The 13,157-nt window shown below is 72.3% G+C and carries 14 protein-coding genes; 12 read left to right on the forward strand and 2 right to left on the reverse strand.

Annotated elements, in window-relative coordinates; genetic code table 11:
* The first annotated feature begins 160 nt into the window (after positions 1–160).
* The 10 genes from O7617_RS28670 to O7617_RS28715 all read left to right on the forward strand — a co-directional run bounded on the left by O7617_RS28670 (position 161) and on the right by O7617_RS28715 (position 8,027).
* Positions 161–781: an RNA polymerase sigma factor gene (locus O7617_RS28670; protein WP_282259375.1), complete on the forward strand. Its 621-nt coding sequence runs from the start codon at positions 161–163 to the stop codon at positions 779–781.
* 16 nt (positions 782–797) lie between these two features.
* On the forward strand, positions 798–1,562 hold the full coding sequence (locus O7617_RS28675; protein WP_282259377.1) for a hypothetical protein: 765 nt from the start codon (positions 798–800) through the stop codon (positions 1,560–1,562).
* Between the two features lie 155 nt (positions 1,563–1,717).
* On the forward strand, positions 1,718–2,953 hold the full coding sequence (gene egtA / locus O7617_RS28680) for an ergothioneine biosynthesis glutamate--cysteine ligase EgtA (RefSeq protein ID WP_282259380.1): 1,236 nt from the start codon (positions 1,718–1,720) through the stop codon (positions 2,951–2,953).
* A gap of 236 nt (positions 2,954–3,189) precedes the next feature.
* A complete protein-coding gene (egtB, locus tag O7617_RS28685) occupies positions 3,190–4,509 on the forward strand; it encodes an ergothioneine biosynthesis protein EgtB (protein ID WP_282259382.1) in 1,320 nt (439 codons plus the stop codon).
* A gap of 28 nt (positions 4,510–4,537) precedes the next feature.
* Complete coding sequence (gene egtC / locus O7617_RS28690; RefSeq protein WP_282259384.1) at positions 4,538–5,284, forward strand: ergothioneine biosynthesis protein EgtC; 747 nt, start codon at positions 4,538–4,540, stop codon at positions 5,282–5,284.
* A 49-nt stretch (positions 5,285–5,333) separates the two neighbouring features.
* Positions 5,334–6,299 carry an L-histidine N(alpha)-methyltransferase gene (gene egtD / locus O7617_RS28695; protein WP_282259386.1) on the forward strand — a complete coding sequence of 322 codons (966 nt, stop codon included), beginning with the start codon at positions 5,334–5,336 and terminating at the stop codon, positions 6,297–6,299.
* A gap of 215 nt (positions 6,300–6,514) precedes the next feature.
* The gene (locus O7617_RS28700) at positions 6,515–7,102 is read left to right on the forward strand and encodes a TMEM165/GDT1 family protein (protein WP_282264893.1); all 588 of its coding nucleotides are present in this window, start codon (positions 6,515–6,517) and stop codon (positions 7,100–7,102) included.
* A gap of 39 nt (positions 7,103–7,141) precedes the next feature.
* A complete protein-coding gene (locus O7617_RS28705; RefSeq protein WP_282259388.1) occupies positions 7,142–7,504 on the forward strand; it encodes a DUF1622 domain-containing protein in 363 nt (120 codons plus the stop codon).
* Positions 7,504–7,833, forward strand: coding sequence for a hypothetical protein (locus tag O7617_RS28710; protein WP_282259390.1), 330 nt, complete (start codon positions 7,504–7,506; stop codon positions 7,831–7,833). Before O7617_RS28705 ends, O7617_RS28710 begins: the two co-directional genes overlap by 1 nt.
* Positions 7,830–8,027: a hypothetical protein gene (locus tag O7617_RS28715; RefSeq protein ID WP_269678953.1), complete on the forward strand. Its 198-nt coding sequence runs from the start codon at positions 7,830–7,832 to the stop codon at positions 8,025–8,027. Before O7617_RS28710 ends, O7617_RS28715 begins: the two co-directional genes overlap by 4 nt.
* Before the next feature lie 24 nt (positions 8,028–8,051).
* Here O7617_RS28715 and nhaA read toward each other — a convergent pair whose 3' ends face one another.
* Complete coding sequence (gene nhaA, locus O7617_RS28720) at positions 8,052–9,401, reverse strand: Na+/H+ antiporter NhaA (RefSeq protein ID WP_282259399.1); 1,350 nt, start codon at positions 9,399–9,401, stop codon at positions 8,052–8,054.
* A 338-nt stretch (positions 9,402–9,739) separates the two neighbouring features.
* Here nhaA and O7617_RS28725 point away from each other — a divergent pair, with 338 nt between their 5' ends.
* Positions 9,740–11,203: a polysaccharide biosynthesis tyrosine autokinase gene (locus O7617_RS28725; RefSeq protein WP_282259402.1), complete on the forward strand. Its 1,464-nt coding sequence runs from the start codon at positions 9,740–9,742 to the stop codon at positions 11,201–11,203.
* Here the strand turns inward: O7617_RS28725 and O7617_RS28730 are convergent.
* The gene (locus O7617_RS28730; protein WP_282259404.1) at positions 11,184–11,738 is read right to left on the reverse strand and encodes a low molecular weight phosphatase family protein; all 555 of its coding nucleotides are present in this window, start codon (positions 11,736–11,738) and stop codon (positions 11,184–11,186) included. The genes O7617_RS28725 and O7617_RS28730 overlap by 20 nt on opposite strands.
* 168 nt (positions 11,739–11,906) lie before the next feature.
* Here O7617_RS28730 and O7617_RS28735 point away from each other — a divergent pair, with 168 nt between their 5' ends.
* Entirely contained in the window at positions 11,907–13,154 is a 1,248-nt protein-coding gene (locus tag O7617_RS28735; protein ID WP_282259406.1) for a glycosyltransferase family 4 protein, read from the forward strand.
* Positions 13,155–13,157: the final 3 nt, after the last annotated feature.

A 13,157-nucleotide genomic window follows, 5' to 3' on the forward strand; every position in this document is an offset into this window, starting at 1 on the left:
CCCGGACCAGCCGACCCGGACCACCCGGGTCGCGGGCGCGATCAGATCGGCGGGGGGCGGTACGGGTGCGTGAGCTGGTCGGGTGGACCCTCCGTAGCCGGTGCTCGACCCCGGTGGGGCGGAGCGGGTCGGCAGGCTCCAGGCAGTTCACGGGTCGCGGATGAGTGGCGACCTGTCGGAGGCGGTCAGCGCGGCACAGGGTGGGGACGAGGATGCGTTCCGCTTCCTCTACCGCAGCCTTCAGCCGGGGCTCCTGCGTTACCTGACCGCCCTGGTCGGCGCGGACGCCGAGGACGTCGCCTCGGAGGCCTGGCTGCAGATCTCCCGCGACCTGCCCAGCTTCACCGGTGGTGAGTTCCGCGCCTGGGCCGTCACCATCGCCCGTAACCGGGCCATGGACCACCTGCGCCGGCTGCGCCGACGCCCGGCCTTCCCCGTGCCGGTGCAGGCGCTCGTCCATCTCGCCAGCGACGCGGACACCGCCGAGGGCGCCAGCGAGACGATCGGCACCGAGACGGCCCTGGCGTTGATCGCCACCCTGCCTCCCCGTGAGGCCGAAGCCGTGTTGTTGAGGGCCGTGGTGGGGCTCGACGCCGGGTCCGCCGGCCGGGTGCTGGGCCGTCGGGCCGGTGCCGTGCGGACCGCCGCACACCGGGGCCTGCGACGGCTCGCGACCCTGTTGGAGCGCGAGGATTCGGTCGCTGTCGACGCGGTGCCGTCGCCCCGCACGGGTAACGGTCCCGCCCTGCGGGCGTCGCACACCGAGCCGGCGGACGGCTGACGTGAGGGGATCTCCGATGAACCCGTTCCGGCGGGCCGATCACGCCGACACCGAACGGCTGCTCGACTCCGCCCAGCCCAGCGGGGACACGCGGTCGGGTGCGGCCCCGGTCCCGGCGGACAGCGACGTGACGTCACCCGAGGCCCCGGCGTCGACCCCGGTCGCCCGGTTGCTCGCCGCGGCCGCCGGCCCGGTCCGGCCGGGCGAACTGGCCGGCGAGGAGGCCGCGCTCGCCGCGTTCCGGGCTGCCCGGGCCGAACAATCGCCGTCGGCGGCACACCGGGTGCGCCGTCGACGCCTGACGACCGGCGCGGCGGCGTGGATCGGGGCGGTCGCGGTCACCGCCACGGCGGGCGCCGCCTTCGCCGCGGTCCGTCAGGACTGGATTCCGGTACCCGTCGCACCGGAGCCGTCCAGAACGTCGCCGACGCCGGATTCGCCCCGGTCCGGCGAACCCACCCGGTCGCCGGCGCAGACGCCGTCGCGCGGCACCGCGTCGCCCCAGCCACCGTCGCCCGGCACGCCGTCGGTGGCGGCGCCCCCGGCCCACAGCCCAACCACCGGTTCCCTGCACGGCAAGTGCCGCGCTTGGTCGGCCAAGAAACCCGACCAACGGGAGAAGGCGTTGCGGACGCCGGCCTTCGAGCGGCTGGTGACCGCCGCCGGTGGTGCCGACCGGGTCGAGGAGTACTGCCGCCGACTGGGTGCCGAGGCGAAGCCCTCCGCACCGGCGAAGTCCGCCGCGCCGCACCCTCCGTCGGGCCGCCCCTCTCCGAAGTGAGCGGTGGGCGACCGGGTGGTTAGTTCCGCCCGGCATGGGAAATTCGTCTGGCGGACAGAGGTTGGTGGCCCCGTGCACGGCCTCCGACAGTGTCGGTGGATGGGTCTACCGTGACACGGTGTCGTTGACCCGGCAGATGGAGAGGGGCCCGACCGTTGGTGACGTCGCCCGACCTGGAACGCAGCGCCATCCTGCGGGAGTCCGCCGCCGCAGGCCGTCATCTCGCGCGGATCTGCTTCAAGACCGGTCCACCGACCCATGTCGGCGTCGAACTGGAATGGACCGTGCATGACGCCGCCGATCCCGCCCGCCCGGTCGATCCGGGGCGGTTGAGGGCGGCGCTGGGGCGGCACAGCCCCGCCACGTTGGATCCGACGAGCCCGGCCGAGCCGCTGCGAGACGGCGGAGTGGTGACCGTCGAGCCGGGTGGTCAGGTGGAGATCTCCACCCCGCCCCGACCCTCGACGGCCGCGTTACTCAGGGCCACCGAGGCTGACATCGCCCAGGTCACCGACCTGTTGGCCGCCGCCGGGCTGGTCCTGGGCCGCAGCGGCATCGACCCACACCGACGACCCCGCCCGGTGGTGGAGACTCCCCGTTACCGCGCGATGCGCGCCTCCTTCGACCGGCGTGGTCCGGCCGGCCGCGTCATGATGTACGGCACGGCGGGCCTGCAGGTCTGTCTCGACGCCGGTGAGCCGGACCAGGTCGCCGACCGGTGGGCCGCCGCCCACGCCGTCGGTCCGCCGCTGCTCGCGGCGTTCGCCTCGGCCACCCGACACGCCGGGCGTCGCACCGGTTGGGCCTCCGCCCGGATGGCCGCCTGGCTGGCCATCGACCCGGCCCGCACCCGCCCGGTGTGGACCCCCGGCAACGCCCTGCAGGACCCGACGGCGACCTGGATCCGGTACGTACTCGCCGCGCCGCTGCTCTGCCGGCGGCGGCACGGCTCGGACTGGACCGTACCGCCCGGTGTGACCTTCGCCGACTGGCTCGACGGCGCGTTGCCGCAGCCGCCCACCACCGACGACCTCGACTACCACGTCAGCACGCTCTTCCCGCCGGTGCGGCCACGCGGTTACCTGGAGTTGCGTTACCTGGACGCCCAGCCCGAGCGGGATTGGCGGCTCCCGTTGGCGGTGCTGAGCGCCCTCTTCCACGATCCAGCCACGGTCCGCGAGGCGTACGCGATCGCGGCTCCGGTGGGGCACCGCTGGTCGGCCGCCGCGCGGAGCGGTCTGGCCGACCGCGCGCTGGCCACCGCCGCGACGGGTCTGTTCGACCTGGCCCTGACCGTCCTGCCCCGGCTGGACCTGCCGGCCGACACCAACGACGAGATCGAGCGAGGGGTACGACGGCGGCTGGCCGCCGCGAAGGAGGGGGTTCGGTGAGTGCGAGGAGTGAGCCGGAGTTGCGAGCCCCGCAGTCGCGAGCGTCGGGAGGTTCGGTGAGTGCGAGGAGTGAGCCGGGGTTGCGAGCCCCGCAGTCGCGAGCGTCGGGGGATTCGGTGAGTGCGAGGAGTGAGCCGGGGTTGCGAGCCCCGCAGTCGCGAGCGTCGGGAGGTTCGGTGAGTGCGAGGAGTGAGCCGGGGTTGCGAGCCCCGCAGTCGCGAGCGTCGGGAGGTTCGGTGGGTGTGAGTGGTGAGCGGTTGCGGGACCGGATCGCTGGGGAGTTGGCGCGGGCCCGCTCGCGTACCTCGTTGTTGACCGAGGTGGTCGACGACGGTGAGTTGATGCGTCAGCATTCGCCGCTGATGTCGCCGCTGGTCTGGGATCTCGCCCACGTGGGTAACCAGGAGGAGTTGTGGCTGGTCCGCGATGTCGGCGGGCGTGAGCCGGTGCGGTGTGACATCGACGAGTTGTACGACGCGTTCAAGCAGCCGCGCCGGGACCGCCCGGCCCTGCCTCTGCTGGCGCCCGCCGAGGCGCGCGCCTATCTGGGCACGGTGCGGGACAAGGTGCACGAACTGCTGGACACGGTGGCTTTCAGCGAGCGGCCGTTGGTCGCCGACGGGTTCGCCTTCGGCATGATCGTGCAGCACGAGCAGCAGCACGACGAGACGATGCTCGCCACCCATCAACTGCGCGGGGGGCCGGCGGTGCTGCACGCTCCGCCGCCGCCCGAGCCGTCGGTCCGGGTCGGCGGGGAGGTGCTGGTGCCGGCGGGGGAGTTCACGATGGGCACCGACACCGACCCGTGGGCTCTGGACAACGAACGGCCCGCGCATCGGGTGGACCTGCCGGCGTACGTCATCGACGCGGCCCCGGTGACCAACGGGCAGTACGCGGCCTTCATCGCCGACGGCGGTTACGACGATCAGCGGTGGTGGAGCCCGGCGGGTTGGGCGCATCGGCTCGGGGAGGGGCTGGTGGCGCCGATGCACTGGCGTCGTGACGGCGACGAGTGGTCGTACCGGCGTTTCGGCCGGTGGGATCGGGTGCGCGCGGACGAGCCGGTGGTGCATGTGTGCTTCTACGAGGCGCAGGCGTACGCGGCGTGGGCCGGTAAGCGGTTGCCGACCGAGGCGGAGTGGGAGAAGGCGGCCCGGTGGGATCCGGCGACCGGGCGGTCGCGGCGTTTTCCCTGGGGCGACGAGGACCCGACCGAGGCGCACGCCAACCTGGATCAGCGGCATCTGTGGCCGGCGCCGGTGGGCGCGTACCCGGGTGGGGTGTCGCCGTTGGGTGTGCACCAGCTCATCGGTGACGTCTGGGAGTGGACGTCGAGCACGTTCGGCGGGCATCCGGGTTTCACCGCGTTTCCCTATCGCGAATACTCCGAGGTCTTCTTCGGCGACGACTACCGGGTGTTGCGGGGTGGCTCGTTCGGCACCGACCGGTCGGCCTGTCGCGGCACCTTCCGTAACTGGGACTATCCGATCCGCCGGCAGATCTTCAGTGGTTTCCGCTGTGCCCGCGACGCCCGACCGGACGAGTCGTACCGGTGATCGGCAATCCGGCGGGCGGGGCGCGCTGATGTGCCGTCATCTGGTCTACCTGGGGGTGCCGGTCACCCTGGCGGAGGTGTTGTTCGATCCGCCGCACTCGTTGGTGCGGCAGTCCTGGGCCCCTCGGGACATGCGCGGCGGCGGCACCATCAACGCGGACGGGTTCGGCGTCGGCTGGTACCCGGGCGGGGGTGAGCCGGTGCGGTATCGACGGGCGCAGCCGATCTGGAGTGATCCGACGATCGCCCAGTTGGCGGCGGTGACCCGGACCGGCGCGGTGCTCGCGGCGGTGCGGTCGGCCACGGTCGGGATGGCGGTGCTCGACGGCGCGGCCGCGCCGTTCGCCGAGGGGCGGTGGTTGTTCAGCCACAACGGTGTCGTCCGCGGCTGGCCGGACGCGTTGGTGCCGCTCGCCGCCGGTCTGCCGGTGCGTGACCTGCTCACGTTGGACGCCGCCACCGACTCGGCGTTGCTGTGGGCGCTGGTGCGGCACCGGTTGCGCGCCGGGGACGACCCGGCGGACGCGGTCGGGCGGACGGTGGCCGACGTCGCCGCGGCGGCCCCCGGGTCGCGGCTGAATCTGCTGCTCACCGACGGCCGCCGGGTGGTGGCGAGTGTGGCCGGGCACGCCCTGTCGGTACGCGAGGCGCCGGGTTCGGTGCTGCTGGCCTCGGAGCCGTACGACGACGACCCCGGGTGGCGGGCGGCACCGGAGGGGCACCTGGTCCTGGCCACCGCCGACGAGGTGCGGACACGTCCACTTCCGACCCGCTGAGCAGCACCGGGCGGGCACGCAACTGTTTGTCGAACAGAGAGGCGAGTCGATGACGGCGGAACCGCTGGAGGTCTACCTCGAGGAGCGCGATCTGGAGCGTGGTCTGCGCGACGACGTTCGGGCCGGGCTGAGCGCCGAGCAGAAGTGGTTGCCGCCGAAGTGGTTCTACGATGCCCGGGGCAGCGAGTTGTTCGAGGAGATCACCCGACTTCCCGAGTACTACCCCACCCGGGCGGAGCGGACGGTGCTGGCCGAGCGTGCTCCGGACATCGCGGCGTCGACCGGGGCCAAGACGTTGATCGAGTTGGGTTCCGGGTCGTCGGAGAAGACCCGCCTGTTGTTGGACGCGTTCACCCGCCGGGGTGGGCTGGGCACGTTCGTCCCGCTGGACGTGTCGGTCAGCGCGCTGCGGGGGTCCACGGCCCAGATCGCCGCCGACTATCCGGGCCTGCGGGTGCGGGGCATCGTGGGCGACTTCACCCGGCAGTTGGACCGGTTGCCCACCGGCGGTCGACGGCTGGTGGTGTTCCTCGGCGGCACCATCGGCAACCTGCTGCCCGCCGAGCGGGCCGCCTTCCTGACGGCGATGCGTGCGGCGTTGGAGGTCGGCGACTGGCTGCTGCTCGGCACGGACCTGGTGAAGGACCCGTCGGTGATCGTGCCCGCCTACGACGACGCGGCCGGGGTCACCGCCGAGTTCAACCGCAACGTGCTCCACGTGATCAATCGTGAGTTGGGTGCCGACTTCGACCCGGGGGCGTTCGACCATGTCGCTCTCTGGGATGCGGAGCACGAGTGGATCGAGATGCGGCTGCGGGCGACCCGGCCGATGCGGGTGCGGGTGTTGGGCATGACCGTCGACTTCGCGGCGGGGGAGGACCTGCGTACCGAGGTGTCGGCGAAGTTCCACCGGGAGGGGGTCGCCGCGGAGCTGGGGGCGGCGGGCTTCGCCACGGCGGAGTTCTGGACGGACCCGGGTGGGCTCTTCGGGGTCACGTTGGCGCGGGCCCGGTGAGCCTGTTCACCCGCCTCGGACCGGGCCGCCGATGATCGGCTAGGCTGAGCGGGCGAAGGGGAGTAGCCCCCAATGTCGTGGTCGACATACTGGTGCGTTCCGCATCCGGCCACGCGGCCCCGGTTTCCGGGGCGGGCGAGACCTTCGACTCAGGCTGTTGCAGCCGGGTCGAGGGCGCCCCTGTACCTCCTCCCGGCATGAGCGGGAAGGACGTCATGGAGGGATTTCTCGCCGCGCTGGTCGTCAGCTTCGGCGTCATCTTCGTCGCGGAGCTGGGGGACAAGTCCCAGTTGATGGCGTTGACCTTCGCCACGCGGTTCAAGCCGATTCCGGTGCTGATCGGTATCACGGTCGCCACGGCGGTGGTGCACCTGGCGTCGGTGGCCATCGGCGCGGGCCTCGGGGCGGTGTTGCCCACGGAGTGGATCTCGCTGGTGGCCGGTGTGGCCTTCCTCGGCTTCGGTGCGTGGACCCTGCGCGGGGACAAGCTCACCGAGGAGGAGAAACGCAAGGCGGAGAAGACGAACAAGACCGCGCTGGTCGCGGTGTCGGTGGCGTTCTTCCTGGCCGAGTTGGGTGACAAGACGATGCTCGCCACGATCACGCTGGCCACCAAGTACGGCTGGTTCGGCACCTGGCTCGGCTCCACGATCGGCATGGTGGCGGCGGACGCGTTGGCCATCCTGGTCGGCCGGATGCTGGGTCGTCGGCTGCCGGAGAAGACCATCAAGTACGGTGCCGCGATCCTGTTCGCCGTCTCCGGTCTGTGGCTGATCCTGGAGGCGGTGAACGAGCTGACCTGAGCGGGGCCTAGCTGCCCCGAGGGCGGGTAACGGTCCGGGGTGGAGCCGGCCGAGCTGCTGCGACAGGGCGACCAGGTGTTGGTGGCCGTGGTGGAGGTGGCCGGCGCGCTGGTGATCTTCGTGGGCGCGGTCTGGGCGGCGGTGCGGTTCGTGGTCGAGGGGCTACGACACCGCACCGCCGCCCGTTTCACTCCGATCCGGCTCTCGCTGGGCCGGTTCCTGACCCTCGGCCTGGAGTTTCAGCTGGCGGCGGACGTGCTGCGGACCGCGGTGTCCCCGTCGTTCCAGCAGATCGGTCAACTGGCCGCGATCGCGACGATCCGGACGGCGTTGAACTACTTCCTGGGCCGGGAGATCCGTCAGGAGCAGCGCCAGGTGGCCGAGGGGGAGCGTCGAGGGTGATGGACACCCTGGTCACGGCGGTGACCGCGCTGGCCCTGGTCGTCGGCGTGGTGACCGTGGTCAGCACCGGCGCGCTGCGAACCGGCGTCCGACTGCTGCTGGACCTGCTGACGGCGGCCGGTCTGATTCGGCTGGCCGGCGATCCGGGTTGGAACGGTCTGGCCGGCGCGGTGGCGATCATCGCCCTGCGTCAACTGCTCGGGGCGGCGTTGAGCGCTCCGACGCCGTGGTCGGGGCGACAATCCCCGGCCCCCTGCGCCGAAGACGATTGCCACCTACCGTTGGCGCTAGGACGCGAGACCGGGGAAAACGGGAGGATGACCAGATGAGCCGGCACGACGAACCGAACGAGTACGGCTTCTCCGGCGCCGGCACCGCTCCCGAGCCGCCGCCGGGTGGGAAGCCCGACGAGCAGGATCGTGTCGAGGAGGTGGCGGTGCCGGGCGACGACCTGACCGCCCCGGCGGCCGAGGCGGTGGTCGAGGAGACCGAGGACCTGCCGCCGGCCGACCGTCGACGCTGACCCCGGATCGCCGTACGGCGCCGCTCAGCGCTCGGTGGGCCGCTGGTAGACGTCGGGCACGCCGTCGCCGTCGGCGTCGCGTCGTTCCCGCTCCGCCACCCGGCGGTACGCCGCGTTGCGCCGGACGAGCACCGCCGCGGCCAACCCGGCGGAGATCACCGACCCGAGCAGCACGGCCGCCTTGACCCGGCCGTCGGTGGTGCCGTCGCCGAAGGCCAGGTCGCCGATGAGCAGCGACACCGTGAACCCGATGCCGCCGAGCATCGCGATTCCGAGCAGGTCCGACCAGGTGACGTCCTCGTCGAGTTCGGCCCTGGTGAACCGGGCCAGCAGGTAGGTCGAGCCGAGGATGCCGATGCTCTTGCCGAGCACCAGGGCGGTGACGACGGCGATCACCACCGGGTCGGTCAGCAACGCCCCCAGGTCGCTGCCACGAAGGGTGACCCCGGCGGCGAACAGGGCGAAGACCGGCACCGCGAAGCCGGCCGACACGGGACGCCAGCGGTGCTCCAGGCGCGCGGCGAGCCCGCCCTCGGCGTCGGCGTCCGATCGGTCACCGGTCGCCGTCCGGGGACGGGCCAGCACCGGGACCGCGAAGCCGAGCAGGACGCCGGCCACCGTGGCGTGCACTCCCGAGGCGTGCATCAGCGCCCAGGCGGTGACCGCGAGGGGGATGAGCGCCCACTGCCAGTGACGTCCGCGCCGCACCAGAATCGCGAAGACCCCGATCACCGCCAGCGCGGCGAACAGGGCGGCGGGCTGCAGATCGGCGGTGTAGAAGACCGCGATGATGGTGATCGCGAGCAGGTCGTCGACAACGGCGAGGGTGAGCAGGAATGCCCGTAGGCCTTGGGGCAGATGAGTGCTGATCACCGCGAGCACGGCGAGAGCGAAGGCGATGTCGGTGGCGGTGGGAATCGCCCAGCCGCGTAGTCCCTCGCCGCCCGCGCTGAGGACGACCGCCACGTAGACCAGCGCCGGCAGCAGCATCCCGCCGAGCGCGGCCACCACCGGCAGCGCGGCGCGCCGGGGGTCGCGTAGCTCCCCGGCGACGAACTCCCGCTTGAGTTCCAGGCCCACCACGAAGAAGAAGACGGCCAACAGGCCGTCCGCCGCCCAGGTGGCCACGTCCAGGTCGAGGTGCCAGGGCGCGCCGCCGGGCCAGGGGACCCACCGAGCGAGCCGGGTGTACGCGTCGGACCAGGGGGAGTTGGCCCAGATCAGTGCGATCGCCGCACCGATGAGCAGCAGCGCGCCACCGACGGTCTCGGTACGCAGCACGTCGGCCAGGTGTCGGGCCTCCGGCCAGGACGACCTGGTGAACAGCCGATTCTTCGGAGGGCGTTGGTCGGGTGGCGGGGTGCGGGAGGTCATCTGCGGGGTCACCTCGGGGCGTCAGGACGGCATGGAATCCGCTCGCCGGCCAGACTTCCCGGCACACCGTCACCGACCCTATCCGGCTTCGCGTTCGACGACGGCCGCCGGGCCGATCGGACGTCACCGGACCTGCTTCCGACTTTTTCCTCGTTGTCGCCGCTGCCGAATGGGCTGTTCTCGGGTTGGTCATCCGGAGCCATGTCGCACTACAGAAAATACATAACTCCGGACATAAGCCGCATGAGCCGCTTTAATGGTTTCACGAGTTTAGAGACGACCTTGGGGGTTTTCGTGAAGTTCTTTGGCGTAACCGGCCCGGCACGGAGGCGCGCCTGATGGATCTGCTCCGCCATTTGCGTCACGTGCGTAGGCACTGGTGGGTTGCGCTGGTCACGGTCATGGTGGCCCTCGGCCTCTCGGCATTCCTGACCGTGCGCGCCCAACCCCGGTACGTCGCCTCGGTGACGTTCTTCGTCACCACCCCCAACACCGGCGTCAGCGAGGCATACCAGGGTGGGCTCTTCCTCCAGCAGCGCGTCAAGTCGTACGCGGACCTGCTCACGAGCGACCGACTGGCGCAGAGCGTGGTGGCCGAGACCCCGGTCGGCCTCACCGCGGACGAGGTGCAGCAACGGGTGAAGACCTCCACCGAGACCGGCACCGTCATGCTCCAGGCGTCGGTCACCGACACCGACCAGACCCGCGCGTTGCGCGTGACGGAGACCCTGGCCGCGAAGTTCGTCGAGCTCGTCCAGAAGGTCGAGACGACGCCCGAGGGCAAGGCGCCGATCAAGATCGAGGTGGTCAGCGGCCCCCGGGTGAGCGCCAACCCCGTCTCGCCGCAGCCGGTCCGGAACCTCACTCTCGGCGGCGTGATCGGCCTGCTCCTCGGCATCGGTCTGGCGATCCTGCGTGGCGTCGCCGACGTTCGACTGCGCGACGCGGCCGGTCTGCAACGAGCCACCGGCAGTCCCCTGCTCGGCGAGATTCCGTTCGAGGGCAACGCGCGCAGCGCGCCGCTGATCGTGGGCGACGCCGCCACCTCCGCGCGTGCCGAGGCGGTGCGCAAGCTGCGTACCAACCTGCGCTTCGTGGATGTCCACGAGCCGGCCCGGGTCATCGCCGTGACCAGCGCGCTGCAGGGTGAGGGGAAGACCACGCTCTCCTGCAACCTGGCCATCGCGCTGGCCGAGGCGGGCTGGCGGGTGTTGCTGGTCGACGCGGACCTGCGTCGCCCGAAGGTCGACGACTACCTGGGCCTGGACGCGGGTGTCGGCCTCACCGACGTGCTGGTCGGCGACGTGCAGGTCGGCGACGTCGTGCAGCGCTGGGGCGACAAGTCGCTGCTGGTGCTGCCCAGCGGTTCCGCCCCGCCGAACCCGAGCGAGCTGCTCGGCTCCAAGGCGATGTCGGACCTGCTGCTGGCACTGCGGGAGTCGGCGGACATCGTGATCATCGATACCGCGCCGCTGCTCGCGGTGACCGACGGCGTGGTAGTGGCCGTGCAGGCCGACGGTGCGCTGCTGGTGACCCAGCAGGGCCGCACCTCGCGAAGCCAGGTCGCCGCCGCGGCACGCTCACTGCACGCCGTCTCGGTCCGTCTGCTCGGCTGCGTGCTCAACATGGCGAAGGTGGCGAAGGCCGAGGCGTACCAGTACGAGGCCTACCGGGTGGTCGCCACGACGACGACGGCGTCGGTGCCGACCGAAGGAGCCGCAACGGGTCGGCATGTCGCGACCACCGGCGGTCTCAACGGCGTCACCGACCACACCCAGGAACTCACCCGGCTGCCCCGATGAGCGCGGCGAGGGGTCGCAGGGACCGTTCGATCTCCTCGGCGCAGCGTCGGAAGTCGGCGGCGCTGCCGCCGATCGGGTCCTGGAGGTCGTCCGCGTCCGGGGCGGCGGGTTGCAGCCGTCCCCGGGCCTTGGCGGCGGCGGCGATCGCCGCCCCCAAGGAGTCGTCGGCCGGGCCGGCGGGCGGTTCGGCCGCCGCGGCCAGCCGGCCGAACTGGCGCACCGTGAACGTTCGGTGCAGCGCCGCCGGTGCCAGCGCGGTGCAGACCGAGCGCTGGCGTCGGGTCGCGGTCAGCACGAGCGTCGCGTCGGCCAGGTACTCGGGGCGCAGCGCCCGGGTGCGGAACGCCGCCGGGTCCGTGTCGCCGTCGGTCACGACCTCCATCGCGTACGGGTGCATGCCCAGCCCGTCGATCGCGTCGGTGCCGGCACTGCCCACCGTGACGGGCCTCCCGGCCAGTAGTCGGCGGGCCAGGAACTCCGCCATAGGCGACCGGCACAGGTTGGCGTGGCACACGAACAACACGCGATCGGCCATCGGGGCCCCTCTCCTCGGTGCGGACCGGGCTGTCCACACCGCGAGGGCGGTGCGTCGACGCCGGTGGTCGCGCGGGGAGGGGTTGTCGGCATCGTACGCGCGCGAGACGCCCGCCGGTCGTGGTGCCGCGCCGACCGACGCCGATCAGTGCCGAACGGGGGCTCACCGGTGAGGATCGGCATCCTGTCGTACCACTTCCCGCCCGAACCGGCGTTCATCCCCGGCAGCCTCGCGGAGGAGTTGGCCGCGCGCGGGCACGAGGTTCGGGTGCTCACCGGATTTCCGGACTACCCGGGCGGGCACGTCTATCCCGGTTGGCGGCAGCGCTGGCACCACGAGACACACAGCCGGAACCTGACCGTTCGTCGGGTACCGCGCTACCCCGGGCGAACCACGTCCACCAGGGGGCGAGTGGCCGGCTACCTCTCGTTCGCGGGCAGCGCGACGTGGGCCGCCCGACGGTACCTCCGCGACGTGGACGCGCTCTACGTCTTCCAACTGCCGGCGACGACGTTCGCCGCCGCCGGGGTGCTCCGGCTGCTCGGGCAGGTGCCGACGGTGCTGCACGTGCAGGACGTGTGGACCCGCGACGGCGCCGAGGACGCGGGCGAGGACCGCTGGGCGGCGCGGATGAGCGCTGCGATGACCCGGATCTACCGGGCCGCGGCGCGGATCGCGGTGGCCGCGCCGTCGATGCGGGAGCTCGTGGTCGCTGCGGGCGCCGACCCGGACCGGGTCCGCGAGGTGCTGAACTGGACCGACGAACGGATCTTCCACCCGGTGACGCCCGGCACGGCGGCCCGCCAGTTGGTCCGTAGGGACGGTCGGTGCGTGGTGATGCACGCCGGGACCATCGGCGAGCGCCAGGGACTGGAGACCGCGGTCCGGGCGGCGGCGGCCCTGGACCGGACGATGGACCTGGTCCTCGTCGGTTCCGGCGCGGACGAGCGGCGGGTGCGGGGGCTCGCCGCCGAGCTGGGTGCCGACAACGTCCGCTTCGTGCAGCGACGGTCACCTGTGGACATGCCCGAGCTGTACGCGGCCGCCGACTACCAACTGGTCATCCTGCGGGACCTTCCGGAGCTGCGCGGCACGGTGCCGGGCAAGCTTCAGGCCGCGCTCTCCTGCGCTGCCCCGGTGGTCGCGTCGACCGGCGGGGACACGGCCGAGCTGGTCGAACGGGCCAGGGCCGGGCTCTCCTGCCCGCCGGAGGACTGGGCGGCGTTGGCCGACCGGTTCTGGTTGGCGGCTACCATCCCGCCGCCCACCCGGGCCGAGATGGGCCGCCGGGGGCGGTCGGCGTACCTCAGGGAGATGTCGCTGCCCGCCGGGGTGGACCGGATCGAGCGGTTGCTGCACGAGGCGGCGGGGCGGGCCACCGCACCGGTCACGGAGCTGCGAGGAAACCTCGCCTAAGCG

Source organism: Micromonospora sp. WMMD1155 (genome assembly GCF_029581275.1).
Classification (GTDB): domain Bacteria; phylum Actinomycetota; class Actinomycetes; order Mycobacteriales; family Micromonosporaceae; genus Micromonospora.